This window comes from Aquirufa nivalisilvae (assembly GCF_004307455.1).
In the GTDB taxonomy this organism is placed as follows: domain Bacteria; phylum Bacteroidota; class Bacteroidia; order Cytophagales; family Spirosomataceae; genus Aquirufa; species Aquirufa nivalisilvae.
On sequence record NZ_SEWX01000006.1, the window covers coordinates 14,876 to 31,255 of the forward strand.

General features: G+C 36.6%; 15 protein-coding genes. 9 read left to right on the plus strand and 6 right to left on the minus strand.

Going from position 1 to position 16,380, the window contains the following annotated elements; genetic code table 11:
• Positions 1-39: 39 nt before the first annotated feature.
• Positions 40-1,263, minus strand: a complete 1,224-nt coding sequence (locus EWU22_RS10715; RefSeq protein WP_130925546.1) for a hypothetical protein — start codon at positions 1,261-1,263, stop codon at positions 40-42.
• Positions 1,264-1,272: 9 nt separating this feature from the next.
• The gene (locus EWU22_RS10720) at positions 1,273-1,872 is read right to left on the minus strand and encodes a Crp/Fnr family transcriptional regulator (protein WP_130925547.1); all 600 of its coding nucleotides are present in this window, start codon (positions 1,870-1,872) and stop codon (positions 1,273-1,275) included.
• Positions 1,873-2,113: 241 nt separating this feature from the next.
• Here EWU22_RS10720 and EWU22_RS10725 point away from each other — a divergent pair, with 241 nt between their 5' ends.
• The 9 genes from EWU22_RS10725 to EWU22_RS13525 are packed head-to-tail and all read left to right on the plus strand — an operon-like array spanning position 2,114 to position 9,733.
• Positions 2,114-2,593 carry a c-type cytochrome gene (locus EWU22_RS10725; RefSeq protein WP_130925548.1) on the plus strand — a complete coding sequence of 160 codons (480 nt, stop codon included), beginning with the start codon at positions 2,114-2,116 and terminating at the stop codon, positions 2,591-2,593.
• 23 nt (positions 2,594-2,616) lie between these two features.
• Positions 2,617-4,596, plus strand: a complete 1,980-nt coding sequence (gene nosZ, locus EWU22_RS10730) for a Sec-dependent nitrous-oxide reductase (RefSeq protein ID WP_130925549.1) — start codon at positions 2,617-2,619, stop codon at positions 4,594-4,596.
• A 60-nt stretch (positions 4,597-4,656) separates the two neighbouring features.
• The gene (locus EWU22_RS10735; protein WP_130925550.1) at positions 4,657-5,217 is read left to right on the plus strand and encodes a fasciclin domain-containing protein; all 561 of its coding nucleotides are present in this window, start codon (positions 4,657-4,659) and stop codon (positions 5,215-5,217) included.
• 15 nt (positions 5,218-5,232) lie between these two features.
• Positions 5,233-6,231, plus strand: coding sequence for a nitrous oxide reductase accessory protein NosL (locus tag EWU22_RS10740; protein ID WP_130925551.1), 999 nt, complete (start codon positions 5,233-5,235; stop codon positions 6,229-6,231).
• Positions 6,228-7,475, plus strand: a complete 1,248-nt coding sequence (locus EWU22_RS10745) for a nitrous oxide reductase family maturation protein NosD (protein WP_130925552.1) — start codon at positions 6,228-6,230, stop codon at positions 7,473-7,475. The genes EWU22_RS10740 and EWU22_RS10745 overlap by 4 nt, the downstream gene beginning before the upstream one ends.
• Positions 7,472-8,170 (plus strand): ABC transporter ATP-binding protein, encoded by a 699-nt coding sequence (locus EWU22_RS10750; protein WP_130925553.1) that lies wholly within the window; start codon positions 7,472-7,474, stop codon positions 8,168-8,170. The genes EWU22_RS10745 and EWU22_RS10750 overlap by 4 nt, the downstream gene beginning before the upstream one ends.
• A gap of 6 nt (positions 8,171-8,176) precedes the next feature.
• Positions 8,177-8,944, plus strand: coding sequence for an ABC transporter permease subunit (locus tag EWU22_RS10755; protein WP_130925554.1), 768 nt, complete (start codon positions 8,177-8,179; stop codon positions 8,942-8,944).
• A 2-nt stretch (positions 8,945-8,946) separates the two neighbouring features.
• A complete protein-coding gene (locus EWU22_RS10760; protein WP_130925555.1) occupies positions 8,947-9,381 on the plus strand; it encodes a CopD family protein in 435 nt (144 codons plus the stop codon).
• Between the two features lie 10 nt (positions 9,382-9,391).
• Positions 9,392-9,733, plus strand: coding sequence for a DUF6370 family protein (locus EWU22_RS13525; RefSeq protein WP_231962883.1), 342 nt, complete (start codon positions 9,392-9,394; stop codon positions 9,731-9,733).
• A gap of 26 nt (positions 9,734-9,759) precedes the next feature.
• On the opposite strand, the gene EWU22_RS10770 is transcribed toward EWU22_RS13525, so the two are convergent.
• From EWU22_RS10770 to EWU22_RS10785, 4 genes are all read right to left on the minus strand, one after another.
• Positions 9,760-12,975, minus strand: coding sequence for a PAS domain S-box protein (locus EWU22_RS10770; protein WP_130925556.1), 3,216 nt, complete (start codon positions 12,973-12,975; stop codon positions 9,760-9,762).
• Between the two features lie 137 nt (positions 12,976-13,112).
• Complete coding sequence (locus EWU22_RS10775; protein WP_130925557.1) at positions 13,113-13,661, minus strand: hypothetical protein; 549 nt, start codon at positions 13,659-13,661, stop codon at positions 13,113-13,115.
• A 544-nt stretch (positions 13,662-14,205) separates the two neighbouring features.
• The gene (locus EWU22_RS10780; RefSeq protein ID WP_130925558.1) at positions 14,206-14,775 is read right to left on the minus strand and encodes an outer membrane protein; all 570 of its coding nucleotides are present in this window, start codon (positions 14,773-14,775) and stop codon (positions 14,206-14,208) included.
• Positions 14,776-14,910: 135 nt separating this feature from the next.
• Entirely contained in the window at positions 14,911-16,086 is a 1,176-nt protein-coding gene (locus EWU22_RS10785; protein ID WP_161566832.1) for an AraC family transcriptional regulator, read from the minus strand.
• Positions 16,087-16,380: the final 294 nt, after the last annotated feature.

Below are 16,380 nucleotides of genomic sequence, written 5' to 3' on the forward strand. Positions count from 1 at the left end.
CAAAATTATGCGATTAAGCTTATATAAGCAGATTAATAATCAATTATATTTTTTCACTCTTTGACTCAAAAATATTCCTAATGCGCCTAGAAACATCATAATAGCTATCCCAAACAAGGTTTCATTACTAAATGGAATTTGAACTAAATTCAAAAAGCTCATTCCTTGCAGCATCAGGATAAATTCATTGAAAAATACACCTCCAATAAATATTCCTAAAGCGAGTTTTAACATCCCATTAAAATGGATGTATTCTTTCCAAAGAGCAAAACCTAGTAAAAACAAACTTACTACACCCAATAAAACTAAATGTAAATAGGCAATAACTACTGGCCTAAAGCCAAAAGCATATTCACTCAAACTAGGGATAATGGAGAGTAATTGAAGAATAAACTTTAAGCTTGCTGCTAAGGCCACTAAGATCCATAAAAAGCTTACCATAGCTGGGATACCTTGTTTTATTTGAGATCGCACCTTTGTCACTTGATATAGCCAATAAAACCAAGCCAAAAACTGAATGGACGCTGCACCGACTAGTAATACATACACCAACAAGGGCAATTTGGCCCACATGATGGATAGTAAATAGGCGGGCGCCAAACTACCCGCAAATAGCCAAAATACACGTCTTGAATGAGCAACATTGACACCTATTTGATCTAAAAAATAAGCAAAAAGCCCTAAGCAAGAAAAGATAAAATAACCATTGTATTGAAAGTGTAAATAGTAGTAAACAGATGCTAAATACTTCTCAGGATGATTGATTTTGTTGGACATCAAATAGGCCAAAAAGATGGTTCCCAAAGAAGATAAAACATTAAAAATGATGCTGGCTTTGATGTAATAATCCCCTGTTGAACGGCTAGACGATTGGTTCAAAAATACCCAAACTCGAAAACAATAAAGAAAATTAATGGCTGTGCTCAATGTAGAAAAAAAGATGGAAATATGACCATAGCCTTGATAAACAAAGGCGAAAAGCATCAAAAATGCCACGATGGTATTCCAAGCTAATAACGAAGTAAATTCAAATCGTCCAAGACTTGGGTTTCTTTCTTGTAGTGTATATCCCAGCAAAGTCATAATCATTTGACCCACCCATGCCGAAAATGCAAAATGAGAATGTCCATGCAAAAGGTGCTTTTGATGAATTAGGGGAAAAGAAAAGGCAATTTTATAGCGAAGCAAAACTCCTAAAATAGCGACTACTGCCAGATTAAATAATGCTACTTGCAACCAAAAACTTGCTCCCTTACCTTTCATGCCTTATTCTTATTCAAACAAAAAAACTTTTCGGTTTTCGATTTTCAACTTCCCTTCCAAATGTAAATTTCGGATAACACGAATCACTGTTTCAACCCTCAAACCCGTTAAATCTGCAATTTGCTGACGAGTCAAATGCACTAAATGATCTTCTAATGAAACGTATTGTTGGGTTTCCTTCAAATAGTTTAAAACAGCTACTACCAATTTTTCCGGTTCATTACTAGTTACTTCCTTCAACATGAAAAACTTGAATCGAAGGTGCTGGGATAAGCGCCTGGAAATTTCAAAATGTATATCTGGATGCTCCCTTAACATGGCAAGAAATGACGCTTTGGGCAGTCGAATCACAGTTGATTTTACCATGGCAAAAGAAGATGCCGCAAAAGGTCCATCATCAAACAAAGGCATCTCTCCTAGACTTTCGCCTGGATTGATCAACCTTTGCAGGTATTCCTTTCCATCATCCGAAATATTAACCCATTTCAATTGGCCATCCGCTACTTGGTAATAAAATAGACATTCTGTTCCTTCCGAAAATAGGACTTCATTTTTTTCTAAAGTACGGTAAGTCCCTCCCCAAGAAACTAATAATTTTTCGTCTATCATGATGGAAAATTTTAGCGAAACAAGTGCTTTCTGATGAGTTCAAATATGAGCTAAATCATGTCAATTTATGATTAAAATCACATTTAGCCAAATGTGCTGAAAATCAATCCAATACGTTGATTTTCAGGAAATTAACATACCTATATTATATACGTATAGACTCAAACGTATGCTTTATGATTGCACGCATAAAGTTCAAAAAATCTGGGCTCTAACATTGTCTCAACAAAAAATTAATCCAATGAAAACAGTAACAATGATGCTTGCCCTGAGCCTTTGGCTAACGTCCTGTGGAAGTAATGATGAATCCAGTTCTTCCTCGGAATCAAGTTCCCAAGCAGCCTCCTCTGAAAGTACAGGTGGAAACCCAGATTATGATCCAAAACGTGGAACAGGAAAATTTAGTGATGTTGTCGTCAGCCCTACCCTTGATAAAGCTTTAGCTGAAAAAGGAAAAGCAACATCCGATGTAAAATGCGGTAGCTGTCACAAATTAACAGATGAAAAATTAGTTGGTCCAGGTTGGAAAGGAGTAACTAGTCGTCATACACCTGCTTGGATTTTGAATTTCATGACCAACACGGATGAAATGATTAACAAAGATCCTGCTGCTCAAGCTCAGCTTGAAATATGCCTTGTAAGAATGCCGAATCAAAACCTAAGTGATGATGAAGCTAAATCATTATATGAGTTCATGCGTCAAAACGACGGCGTAAAATAAATTTCAACCAAATAATTAAGCACATGAAGACTAATTTAACCAAAATCCTAGCGCTCTTTATGATTACAGGATTGACATTTCAATCTTGTAAACCTAAAAACGCAGGAAACGCTTCTTCCTCAGGTTCTGCGGAAAAAGCCTATGTAGCCCCAGGTAAATATGATGAATTTTACAATCTGGTATCCGGAGGTTTCTCTGGACAAATGAGTGTCTATGGATTACCTAGTGGTCGTTTATTCCGTGTAATTCCTGTTTTTTCAGTTGATCCTGAAAAAGGTTATGGCTATAGTGAAGAAACAAAACCGATGTTAAATACTTCACATGGATTTGTCCCTTGGGATGACCTTCACCATACTGAGCTCTCTCAAACAAATGGAGAAGTAGATGGAAGATGGATTTTCGGAAATGCCAATAACACTCCTCGTGTGGCACGTATAGATTTAGCTAGCTTTAAAACAGCTGAAATCATTGAGCTACCGAATAGTGCTGGTAATCACTCCTCTCCTTTCATCACAGAAAATACCGAATATGTGGTAGCTGGTACACGTTTCTCTGTTCCGCCAGATAATGCCAATGGTGATATTCCGATTGATACCTACAAAGAAAACTTCAAAGGATATATCAGCTTTATATCAGTGAAAAAGGAAAGCGGGGAAATGGATTTGGCCTTCCAAATTGAATGTCCTGGGGTAAATTTTGACCTTAGTCATGCAGGAAAAGGTAAGTCCAATGGATGGTTCTTCTTTAGCTGCTATAATACAGAACAAGCGAATACCTTATTAGAAGTGAACGCTTCTCAGCGCGACAAAGACTTCATTATGGCCGTCAATTGGAAAAAAGCTGAAGAATATATCAAAGCTGGAAAAGCAAAACGTATAGCTGCCAAATATGCGCATAATAAATACAGTGAGAAGACCCACACTGCTACTTCTGAAATGAAAAAAGAGGTCTTGGTTTTAGACGCTAAAGCATTAAAAGATATCTGCTATTTCATTCCTTGCCCTAAATCTCCTCACGGATGCGACGTGGACCCAACAGGCGAATACATTGTAGGTTCAGGCAAATTAGCTGCATTAATACCTGTATTTAGCTTTGACAAAATGATTAAGGCTATCGAAGGAAAACAGTTTGACGGTAGCTTTGAAGGCATTCCGGTGATCAAATACGAAGCAGCATTATACGGTGAAGTGAAAAAACCAGGTCTTGGACCATTGCACACTGAATTTGACGGAAAAGGAAATGCTTATACTACCTTCTTTGTATCTAGTGAAGTGGTTAAATGGAACATCAAAGATTTGAAAGTACTTGATCGTGCGCCAACTTACTATTCTGTAGGTCACTTATGTATCCCTGGTGGAGACAGTAAAAAACCGAATGCTAAATACCTAATCGCTTATAATAAAATCACCAAAGATCGCTACTTGCCTACTGGCCCAGAGTTAACTCAAAGTGCGCAACTGTATGACATCAGTGGAGATAAGATGGAGATGATTCTCGACTTCCCGACCATCGGTGAACCGCACTATGCGCAAGCTATTTCGGCAGACTTAATCAAAGACCGTTCCATTAAGTTTTACAAGATTAATGAGAATCAGAACAAGTACGTAACTAAGGGAGAAGGCCAAGCCAAGGTAGTTAGAGAAGGAAATGTGGTCCATGTGTACATGACATCCATTCGTTCTCACTTTGCTCCGGACAACATAGAAGGTATCAAAATGGGGGATGTGGTGTATTTCCACGTAACCAACCTAGAGCAAGATTGGGATGTTCCTCATGGATTTGCTATCAAAGGTGCCACCAATGCAGAATTATTGATTATGCCAGGTGAAACCCAAACCATGAAGTGGGAACCTGATAAAGTGGGGATCTTCCCAATGTACTGCACAGACTTTTGTAGTGCATTACACCAAGAAATGTCGGGCTACATCCGAGTATCACCCAAAGGCAGTAGTGTTCCTATCAGCTTTAGCCTAGGGAAAACCAAACCGATAGCCAAAAACTAAATAATACAGGAGAGTATGGTGCTCTATACTCTCCTTTTCATCCATGTTAATTTGAACATTATGAAAGTTTTATCCATAACTATATTGGCTGCTATGTTCATGTTCACGGCAGCTTGTTCTAGCTCGGAAGCAGATACTTCTGCCAGTACAACGGAAACAACTGCCAATGCTGGCGGTCAAGAAAACGTCAAAGATGATGATTCCCAACAAGATGTAGTCAAAGTAGCAGTAGGGTCAAAAGATCATACTACTTTAGTGGCTGCCCTGAAACAAGCTGATTTGGTAACGTCACTATCCAATGCAGGGCCATTTACTGTCTTTGCTCCAACAAACGCCGCTTTTGATAAAGTAGATAAAGCTACCTTAGCTGCCTTGATGACAGATGAGAAAAAAGCTGATTTACAGAATATACTTCAATACCATGTAACCGTATCAGCACTAAAAGCAGATTACCTACAAGATGGACAAGTATTGGGAATGGTCAATGGTGACAATGTCACTGTGAGCATCAAAAATGGTAAAATCATGTTAAATAATTCTGCTACGATCATTGCATCTGTACCAGCATCTAATGGCATCATCCATGTTATTGATGGTGTTTTATTGCCTCCTAGTAAATAGTTTAAATGCCTCCACATGAATACTCAACAAATGGGAAAACCAGCACGTATGCTGCTATTCATCTCCTCTATTTTATTACCTTTTGTGGTTTACTTACCGATTTGGAAAATTGAATTAGATGCTCCTCAATACCCAGAAGGATTGAGTCTTCAAATTCATGCCAATGATATCCGTGGAAACGTTGATATCATCAATGGCCTAAATCACTACATCGGCATGAAGACCATGCACAAAGAGGATTTTATTGAATTCTCCATATTGCCTTATATCATCATTGGTTTTTCCATTTTGTTTTTCATTGGTGCTTGGATCAATCGCAAGAAATTATTGTACACCTTGTTTTCAGCCTTCGTCTTATTTGGTATCATTGCCATGGTCGATTTCTGGAAATGGGAATACGATTATGGACATGATTTAGATCCCAATGCCGCCATTCAAGTGCCTGGCATGGCGTACCAGCCTCCTCTAATTGGCTTCAAACAATTATTGAATTTTGGTGCATATTCTATGCCTGACTTAGGTGGTTGGATATTTATAGTCATTGGTTTGATGTTACTGACTGGGGTCATTTTGGAATGGCGTTTTTCCAAAAGCCCCAGATCAGTATTATTCTTCTTACCTCTATTATTCCTTTTTCAAGCTTGTACAATAGAAGTCAAACCCATTCAAGTAGGTCGAGATAGTTGTCATTTTTGCAAAATGGGAATAAGCGACATCCGATTTGCCGCTGCCATACTAACCAAACAAGGAAAGACTCTCCCTTTTGATGACCTAAAATGCCTGTTGAATTATTTGCAAATCAATAAGGAAACTGCTGTCCAAGATATTTATGTTAGCAACTTTTCAGGTAAACATGAATTAGTACTGGCAACACAAGCCTATTATATTTCTAGTCCATCATTAGGAAGCCCTATGACCGGCAATATGGCTGCCTTTAATGATAAAAATGAATTAGTCAAAAACAACCAAGCTTTAGCTGGGGAAGAAAAAACTTGGGAAAGTATTCGTCAATGATTGCCCTTAAAACTTACCTTATCTTATTCATTCTCTTCGCCTTGTCTGTACCATATACCCAGGCAAACACTTGGTATGTAGGGAAAAATGAGCGATTTAAAAGCCTAGCTTCTGCTATTCAGCAGGCTCAAGCAGGAGACCGCATTTTAGTTAAACCCGGTATCTATCATGAGCATAATCTAATCATCGACAAGGCCTTAACTATTCAGGGCATAGGATTACCAATATTGGATGGAGAGGGAAAATATGAAGTACTTTCTATAAAAGCATCTCAAGTTACCATCCAAGGTTTTCATATTCGGAATTCGGGCATTTCTAGTTTAAAAGATTTGGCAGGAATTAAAGTATATGATTCCCAATATGTACAAATCATAAATAACTTAATTACCCATTCATTCTTTGGTGTTTATATTCAATATGGCAAGCACTGTACCATTAAAAACAATCGAATCATTGCTTATGGCAAAGAAGAGCAGCAAAGTGGCAATGGTATTCACTGCTGGAATAGCAGCAATTTGCAAATCCAAAACAATGTCATCACAGGACATCGTGACGGTATTTATTTTGAATTTGTCACTCATTCAATTATCAAAAACAACCGATCATTTCGCAATCTTCGCTATGGTCTACACTTTATGTTTTCCAACAATGACACTTATATCTCCAATGTTTTCACTAATAATGGTGCTGGGGTAGCCGTCATGTTTTCGAATCATGTCAATATGTTTTACAATACCTTCCATCAAAATTGGGGGGATGCTTCTTATGGAATTTTACTCAAAGAGATTTCGGATGGAATTATTCAAGGAAACCGTTTCGAAAAAAATACGACGGGAATTTACCTTGAGGGCGTAAGTCGAGTTAAAATGAATCGAAATACCTTTTCCAATAATGGCTGGGGGCTTAAAATTCAAGCTAGCTGTCAAGACATGACCATCCATCATAATAATTTCATGAACAACACTTTTGATGTGAGTACCAATGGTACACTTGTTCTGAACAATTTCGATGGCAATTATTGGGATAAATACGATGGCTATGATTTAAACCGAGATCACATTGGAGATATTCCATTTCGGCCTGTCAGCCTTTTTTCCATCATTTTAGAAAAAAACCCAACCACACTCATTATGTTTCGCAGTTTCATTTCTGCCTTAATGGACAAAACGGAGAAATTAATACCCAGCTTAACTCCAGAACAATTAAAAGATCAATTTCCACTCATTAAACCGGTCAAATTATGATCATCACCGAACATATCAGCAAGCGTTTTGGAAATCAGCAGGTCCTTAAAGATGTGCACATTACTTGTCGACCAGGGGCCTGTATTGCCTTGATTGGACCTAATGGAAGTGGGAAAACAACTTTAATTAAAAGTATCTTACAAATGGTCATTCCAGACTCAGGGAAAGTCATTTTTCAAGGTGAAGATATACGGGGTGAATGGGCATATCGTGCTAAAATTGGTTTTATGCCTCAAATGACACGCTATCCAGAGAATATGACCATTGGTGAAGTTATGTCCATGATGATTGATATTCGAAAAGATCAAAAAAACTTAGACGAAGAATTAATTGACCAATACCAGTTAAAAGAAATTTACCATAAAAGAATGGGAACACTTTCGGGAGGAATGCGACAAAAGGTAGGAGCCTGTCTTGCTTTTTTATTTCAACCTGATATCCTGATTTTGGATGAACCCACAGCAGGCTTAGATCCCCTTTCTTCAGAAATATTGAAACAAAAAATTCTAAAAGAAAAAGCTCGAGGTAAAACGACCATCATATCATCCCACGTACTGAGTGAATTAGATGAAATGATAACGGATGTTATTTACATGCAAGATGGTCAAGTTCTATTCCAAAAATCCTTAAGGGATTTAGAGCAAGAGACCCAAGAGGTGAAATTATCCAAAATGATTGCCAAAATCATTGCCTAGAAGACCATGAACAAGATATATAAACATGTAATTGCTGACATCATCCGAAATCGGATTGTCATATTCTATACCCTTATTTTACTATTGGCTTCCTTAAGTGTATTTAGTTTGGAAGACACTTCCTCTAAAGGCTTGTTAAGTATGTTAAATATCATTCTCATGATCGTGCCATTGGTATGTCTGATATTCTCCACTATTTACATGTACAATAGCAGTGAGTTCATTGAACTTCTTCTGAGTCAACCTTTAAAGAGAAATACCATTTGGTGGAGCCTTTTTATAGGACTAATTACCTCACTAGGATTAGCATTTTTTGTTGGGGCGGGTTTAGTTATCCTCATTTTCGAACCTAGTTTCCTCGGGTTAATGCTCGATATTTGCGGATTGCTTTTGACTTTCATATTTACGGCAATTGCCTTGTTGGCAGCTGTTTTAACAAAGGACAAAGCCAAAGGAATTGGTCTTTCTATTATTCTGTGGCTGTTTTATGCTATCATTTTTGACGGCATCGTCTTGTTCATGTTATTTCAATGGGCCGACTATCCTATAGAAAAATTCATGATTGTTATTAGCATGCTGAACCCAATCGATTTAGCACGCATTTTAATATTAATGCAAATGGATGTATCCGCATTAATGGGGTATACAGGTGCCATTTTTAAAGATTTTTTTGGCACAACAGGTGGAATTCTCATTTCATTCGGCACCTTAATGCTCTGGGTAATAATTCCCTTTGCCTGTTCTTTGCGCTATTTTAAAAAGAAAGATTTATAAGGATGTTGTACCATACTTTACTTTTGTTGCATGTAATAGGAGCCTGTATTTGGGTAGGAGGACATCTCATTTTAAGTTTGCAAATTGTCCCCAAGGCCTTATTAAAAAAAGACGTTCAGCTTATTCAACAGTTTGAAAAAACATTTGAACCTATTGGCATTCCTAGTTTACTCGTGCAAATTATCACAGGTGTATGGATGGCCATTTTACAGTATGGCATTTTATTTAGTTGGGATAATGCTATACAGCGAAATATTATCATCAAATTAAGTCTATTGGTACTGAGCTTACTATTAGCTCTTCATGCTCGTATTTTCATCATTCCTAAGCTGAGTATAGATAATCTCCCTTTGATGGTTTTACACATCCGATTCATCACCCTAGTTGCCCTCCTTATGGTGTTTTTCGGTTTACAATTTAGATTTGGAGGACTTTAAATATAAGCTTATGAAAAAGATTATGTATTTCCTGATGTCGTGGACCTTTATTGGTCTTGGTTTGGCTTTTGTACCCAATACCAAACCGAAATACCTCCATTTAGATAAAAAACAAGCAGTTTACACCGTAGAAGCAAGCTGTGGTTCTTGCCAATTTGATATGCCTGGAGACGACTGTCAATTGGCCATCAAATTAGACAATAAGAAATACTACGTAGAGGGACCCAATATCAACGATTATGGTGGAAGTCATTCCAAAAACGGATTTTGCAAAGTGGTTAGAAAAGCACAAGTACAAGGCAAAATCGTTCAGGATAAATTCGTTGCCAGTTATTTCAAATTACTTCCATAAGGCTATTTATTCGTGAATAGTAATGCCTATTCACGAATAAATTCTTGAATTTTTTGAAGTAATTCTTGCTGCTTATAGGGCTTGGAGACATAGCCATTCATCCCGATATCAAAGCATTTCTGCTGCTCCCCTACTAACGAATGGGCAGTCATGGCAATGATGGGGATATCCGATTTCATTTCATTCCGAATATACTTGGTGGCTTGATAACCATCCATTTCGGGCATTTGCAAATCCATCAAGATTAGATCATATGATTTTTGCTTCAATAGTTCGATTCCTTCTTTGCCATTATTGGCTATGTCTAATTGGAATCCAAAATTCGTAATAACCGTTTTGGCCAATCGCTGGTTCATCTCATTATCCTCGCACATCAAAATGCTCACTGATTGCTCTAAGCTGAGATTTGAACTTTTCTTATTTTGCAGGCTTTCAAGCACTTGTTTTGTCTTTTCTAATTCCAGTACAAAAGAGAATTCAGAACCTCTCCCTAGTTGACTTTTCAATTCAATCTTTCCTCCTTGTAGTTCAACCAATTGTTTAGCAATATTCAAGCCTAAACCTGAACCCCCAAATTTGCGTGTTGTACTTGCTTCTGCTTGAGTAAAACGGTCAAATATCGTTTTTATCTTTTCTTCCGAAATACCAATGCCTGTATCTTTTACAGAAAAGCGTAAACTAACCCGAGAATCTGTTTCCTGTACTTTTTTAACAGAAATGATCACTTCCCCTTCCTCGGTAAATTTAATCGCATTTCCTGCCAAATTAATTAATACTTGATTTAAACGTCCCTTATCTCCTATGACGGCATCAGGTAAATCAGCATCCAAAAATAGGCTGAATTCAATGGCTTTTTTCTGTGATTTTACTTTAAGGATACTATACACATGCTTCAGTGATTCCTTTAAACTGAATGGTTGTATCTCCATTTCAATTTTCCCAGAATCTATTTTGGATAAATCTAAAATATCATTAATCAATAACAATAGATGATCACCTGCAGTTTGTATATTTTCTATATATTCACAATCCGGACTAGGCAAATTTCTTTGTTGTAAGAGTTCCGTAAAACCGATAATAGCATTCAAAGGAGTACGAATCTCATGACTCATATTGGCTAAGAAACTATCTTTGGCATTTGCTGCTGATTCGGCTATTTCTTTGGCTCTAATTAATTCATTTTGAGCTTGCTTATGTTCCGTATAATCTTCAGCCACACCCAAATAACCAATAATCTCTCCTGTCTCATTTTTTACACAGGTTACTCCTAACCATATGGGAATTCGCTTACCTGACTTTGAAATAAGAGTCCACTCTCTACGCTCAGGTTTCCCCGTTGATCTGGTTCTCATCACAAACGTTTCAAAGCTTGGCACAAATTCAGTACCATACTCTTCACTTAGCTCAACATTATATTGGATTAATTCATCCATGTCAAAACAAGGAATTTGACTTAAAAGCATGTTTACTATCTCATCTTCCTCATATTCAAATAATTCCAAGGTAGCTTGATTCACTTTTTGAACAACCCCATTCACATCCGTGAAAATAATAGCCAAACCTGCTCCATTAAAAATAGCAATCTGAGTGGCCAATAGATTAGAAATCTCTAAATCTTTTTCTTTTTTCTCTGTGATATCAGATTCAATGGCAATGAAATTAATAAGCTCGTGTTGATTATTGAAAATTGGATTAATGGATAATTCTAGCCAATATTCTCTCCCCGATTTAGAACGATTTCGAATCTCACCTTTAAAAACTTGACGGTTTGCGATGGCCTCTTGCATCGCTTGAGAAGTGCCCTGATCGGTTCCCTCATACTGCAAAAAACTGCCAGGTTTTTTACCAATTACTTCATCTAATGTATATCCTGTCAACTTTTCAAATGGATCATTTACCCATTCTATTAGACCTTGTGGATCAGCAATCACTACAATGTTATCTGTTCCTTTGGCTACCCATGACAAGCGATTGTTTTCTTCAATGATTTTCTTACTCGCTGTGATGTCACGTGCTATTCCATATAATTTACCTGTTTGTTCATTGGGCGATGAATTCCAACTCAATACTTTGACAGTTCCATCTTTGCATTTATAGCGTAATTCAAAATCCTTCACACCTTCTCCACGAAACATTTTTTCTCGAAGTTTGTCTCTTAATGGCAAGTCTTCATCAATCACAAGTGCAGCTCCGGAATTACTCATTATTTCATCCTCTGTATACCCAAGACTTCGATAAAAAGATGGGCTCACCTTCTCAAAAAAACCATTCTTATTGGCTACTGTTAAATAATCCTGCGAAAGTTCAAAAAATAATTCTAAGTCAATCGATTTAATTTTTTGCTCCGTAATATCACTACTAATGGCCAAATATTGGGTAACTTTTCCATCCTTCCCTTTAAACGGGACAAAAGTGATATTCAACCAATAAATTGACCCATCTTTGGCTATATTCTGAATCTCACCTTTCCATACTTCTCCGGATTGAATTGTCTCCCAAAAGGTATCTGATTCCAATGAAGAATTAAACTCGGGATGCAGTATACTCTTGTGATGACCTAGTAACTCTTCTCTTGAATACTGGCTCAATGCACAAATCGCCTCATTCGCATAAGTAATAATACCTTGGGAATCCATGATAAATACGGCCAAAACTTCATCTAAAGCCTCTTTATATCGCCCCAGTTCCATGGTCACACGAGCAATTTTTTCCTCCGTCAAACGATTAACTTGTTCTGTCAAAACATTATTCTTGATCCTTAACTCCAAAGTCATAATAACATGCTCCGCCAGCGTATTCAATGCATCTCGCTGTTCTTTTGTCAATTCCTTGGGCACTCGATCTATCACACACAAAGAACCTATGTTATACCCATCTGGTGTAATCAAAGGAGCACCTGCATAAAATCGAATATGCGGATCTCCAGTCACCAATGGATTTTCTACAAATCGCTCATCCTCAAGGGCATTGGGTACTTCAAAAACCTCCTCCCCCATAATTGTATATTGACAAAAGGAAATATCCCTGGGGGTCTCTTTTGCCCCTAAACCAACTTCGGATTTAAACCATTGTCTATTTTTGTCAACTAATGATATTATAGCTATGGGAACTTGACAAATTTGAGACGCCAATGCCGTTATTTTGTCGTATTCCTGCTCCGAAACGCTATCGAGTATATGATACTCATATAAAGCCTGCAAGCGCTTTTCTTCGTTGGCTGGAATAGGATTAATTTTATTCATTTAAAGGGAATTATAAAACACAAGGAATCTTCACTTGAAGTTAAATACTACAATGTTCATTTCAAAAAAAGAGAGGGGTTTTACAGCTTCTCATGTAAAATTAATTACCATCAGAAGCTTCAACACCCCTTTTTTTACTATTTCAAGGTATAATGCATCCCCACACCCATCCGAATGATTCCTAACATTTGGTCTGGTTCATTATTCAACCGAGTGATGGCCACATCTCCTGAAAAACTTAGCTTATCCGATAATGGAATTTCTACACCCTGACCAACGGCATAGCCTAAACACTTGTTCAACTTATTATTTTCGTTCAAAGTGGGATTAGGCATATTATTTTGGTATGTAGACATTCCTACACCCAAGAATACATAGGGAGTAAACGAAAATTCAGTCTGAGGAAAATTATGAATATATCGTCCTCCATAAAAATTAAACTCCTTGACTGGATTAGTTGCCATGGGTTGGATAAACGCTTCGAACTGATTTAAAGCGTTGAAAGCATGTCGCCAGGTTATTCCCATACAAGAATAAGAATAGCGAATTCCAAAACTATTTTTTTCTTGATCACCTTCTTGCCCTTCTTGATCAGAAAAACAATAAGCTGAAAAAAAAGTACTCGGTACTAGGGCACAAGCCAACAGCGCCGCCTTTGCCATGGCGGTCATTCCTAGATTTTTCATAGGTTAAAATTTTTATAGGTTAACATACCTATCGGAGAGTAGATCAATACCAAACCGATAAGATTGGAACTCAGACAACATGTGCCAAAGCTTGGGGCAAATATAAAAGAGAATTTTTCAGCTTGACATCACGCTCTTCAAGTTCTAAATCTTGTTAATACTATGGTGTAGTTATGTATTATTAAAATAATTCAAAAAAATCAGGCAATTAAAACTAACTCATTTCTCATTTTTTCAATTTGTCTTTAAAGGCAACACACAACTAAAAAAGCATAAATGTAAACATTACTAACATGCTTACTTAAAACACTTCAAAATATAGGTAAAATAGACCCAAAACAGGATAATATTGAATCAGTCCATCTCTTTCAATTCAAAGCAATCTGCATTTAAAGTAAAAATTGGACGTTATATCCACTCAAAATAAAACCATGTAATTTGCTTGAATAGTTCAATTTAATGGACTATGAAATAATTTTATGATTTTCGTCAGGTTTTTGATTTTCAAGGCATTATCATCAAAATACAGCCATTTTGATGATAATTAATAAATTCCACCAAAGGCATAATTGATGCCAAAATTGAGTGAAATTCCATCCAAATTGGGGCCATTGACTTGAGTATTAAACAAAGTCATTCGAGCAGCTTCTGCATTGAGAGAAACTCTGTCAGTCATTTTTAATTCCATTCCTATCCCTGCACTATAACCCATGAGATTAAACAAATCACTTGGATCTTTCATTTTGCAACCTATATGCTTTATCTCACTGTATGCATAGCCAAATCCAGCAAAGATGTATGGGTTAATTGGAAAATCTTTCTCCTGAAGAAATATATGCAGATATCGAACTCCTAATACGGTAGTTCGCTTATTGGGATCATTTTCAAATGGCCCTGCAAAAGCTTCAACTTGCGCTGACTGATCAATTTTTATTCGAAAAGTTACCCCTTGACACAGGGTTGTATACTTATAACCAATGGCATGTTTGTACAATTGATTCGTTTCTTGGGCAAGACCTACATAAGAAATGCAGAAGGCGAAAAGCCAAATGATGAATTTACTAGTGGTTTGTCTCTTTCTTTTTTTCGTGGTAGGTAAACTTAATTTAATCATGGTGTGGTCATAAATCAGGACCGCTTAAGTCCTCAGTGAACGTTTTCTTTCATTTTTATCAGATTTAAATTATTAATAATAGAAACAACAGTTTGGCACTCTAAAATCGAATTTGGACTTATTAAAAGCCTATTACTACTTCCTTTTTATTTTATTGATATACTCATATACATTGATCCCTTCTTCCTCAACAAATGCCCGGTTAAAACTCTGAACAGAACTATAACCTGATTGCTGTGCAACCAATTCGACATCCATTTCCATATCTAAACTCAGTAAGTTTTTGGCGTATTCTATTCTAAGTTGACTTCTAAGTGAAGTAAACTTAGATTTGATAATGTAGTTAAAACAATAATAAATATGGTGTTTCGGAAGATCTAACTTCGAAGCCAAAATATCCACATTAAATTCTGGATCTAGATACCATTTTTCTTCACGGATACTATCCAAAATACGTAGAGCATCATCCCTAAGCGGATCGTCCGACTTGTTGACGTATTTATAAACTTCCGAAGCATTCAAAAAGTGGTCAAAAGATTTTCGTTTCTTTTTAACAATCGGAATACCATATAGTACTTGAGGAAATATAACGATCAATAAAGGAATCATTAAAAAAGCAATCATCACGATCAAGGTGAGCGGAGAATGCATCACCGTTTGCTTAGGTACATGGGGTGTGTACATAAAGACAAATGCTCCTGCCAAATAACTTAACGCAGCAAAAGTGACCACCGTCAATAATAACATCAACCACTTTTTCATCAAAATGCGATGACTATCTGGAAGTGCATTTCGGTATAGTTCATTACTATGCTCGCGGTACATTTTAATGATTAATCCAACGTAAATTAACATACAAATGGGTCGACCAATCATATTAAAATAGCTTGGATATATCCATCCTAAATTCAATGTCTTTAAGTAATTAGGATCTGCCAATATTTGATTAGCTAAATCTAATGTTTCATTCCAAGGACGAATAAAACTGGGAAATACATTAATTAGGGCAATAAAAAAAGGTAAATAATGGAGATAATCGACTGGGTAAATTTTGGAATTATCTAGTAAGGTGCTTCTGAAATAGAAATATAAAAATGGCCCAACTAAATAATAAGTAGGTATACTATATACCCCCATAAAAATCAACATGATGGGTGAGTCACTAGCAAAAATACTGTAATGCAATAAGCCAAAAAGAGCTATGACAACGAGAACTCCAGACAAATAAATCGTATTACGATTTACCCTAAAATTGAAGACTGCTAAAACCAATGAAACCACTAGTTTGAAAAGGACCAAGAAGATCAGCATGCCATCCATTTAAAAAAATCTACTATTTAGGGTTTATATATTCTAATTCAATCCTGTTTCACAAATAATGATAAGTATAATCATTTCATGATGAAAACTCATCCAATTTATTTCAAAAAAATTTGCTAGAACAACAGGAGAACTGGTAATCATGCTGATAAAATGTCATCCTAAAAACTCAGGAATTTGATCATTCAACTTTATAAAGAACACGGAGTATAAACCCCATTTCTAATTACCAATGCAATTATATTCAAAATTACTCGACATTCCTTGCTTAGACTAATTTTAAAT

Bases quoted from the DNA above. Each gene is read 5' to 3' on its own strand.
- EWU22_RS10760 (WP_130925555.1), top strand. From the start codon at position 8,947: ATGTTGTACCATACTTTACTTTTGTTGCATGTAATAGGAGCCTGTATT.
- EWU22_RS10755 (WP_130925554.1), top strand. From the start codon at position 8,177: ATGAACAAGATATATAAACATGTAATTGCTGACATCATCCGAAATCGG.
- EWU22_RS10745 (WP_130925552.1), top strand. From the start codon at position 6,228: ATGATTGCCCTTAAAACTTACCTTATCTTATTCATTCTCTTCGCCTTG.
- EWU22_RS10770 (WP_130925556.1), bottom strand. From the start codon at position 12,975: ATGAATAAAATTAATCCTATTCCAGCCAACGAAGAAAAGCGCTTGCAG.
- EWU22_RS10740 (WP_130925551.1), top strand. From the start codon at position 5,233: ATGAATACTCAACAAATGGGAAAACCAGCACGTATGCTGCTATTCATC.
- nosZ (WP_130925549.1), top strand. From the start codon at position 2,617: ATGAAGACTAATTTAACCAAAATCCTAGCGCTCTTTATGATTACAGGA.
- EWU22_RS10750 (WP_130925553.1), top strand. From the start codon at position 7,472: ATGATCATCACCGAACATATCAGCAAGCGTTTTGGAAATCAGCAGGTC.
- EWU22_RS10715 (WP_130925546.1), bottom strand. From the start codon at position 1,263: ATGAAAGGTAAGGGAGCAAGTTTTTGGTTGCAAGTAGCATTATTTAAT.
- EWU22_RS10780 (WP_130925558.1), bottom strand. From the start codon at position 14,775: ATGATTAAATTAAGTTTACCTACCACGAAAAAAAGAAAGAGACAAACC.
- EWU22_RS10735 (WP_130925550.1), top strand. From the start codon at position 4,657: ATGAAAGTTTTATCCATAACTATATTGGCTGCTATGTTCATGTTCACG.
- EWU22_RS13525 (WP_231962883.1), top strand. From the start codon at position 9,392: ATGAAAAAGATTATGTATTTCCTGATGTCGTGGACCTTTATTGGTCTT.
- EWU22_RS10720 (WP_130925547.1), bottom strand. From the start codon at position 1,872: ATGATAGACGAAAAATTATTAGTTTCTTGGGGAGGGACTTACCGTACT.
- EWU22_RS10775 (WP_130925557.1), bottom strand. From the start codon at position 13,661: ATGAAAAATCTAGGAATGACCGCCATGGCAAAGGCGGCGCTGTTGGCT.
- EWU22_RS10725 (WP_130925548.1), top strand. From the start codon at position 2,114: ATGAAAACAGTAACAATGATGCTTGCCCTGAGCCTTTGGCTAACGTCC.
- EWU22_RS10785 (WP_161566832.1), bottom strand. From the start codon at position 16,086: ATGCTGATCTTCTTGGTCCTTTTCAAACTAGTGGTTTCATTGGTTTTA.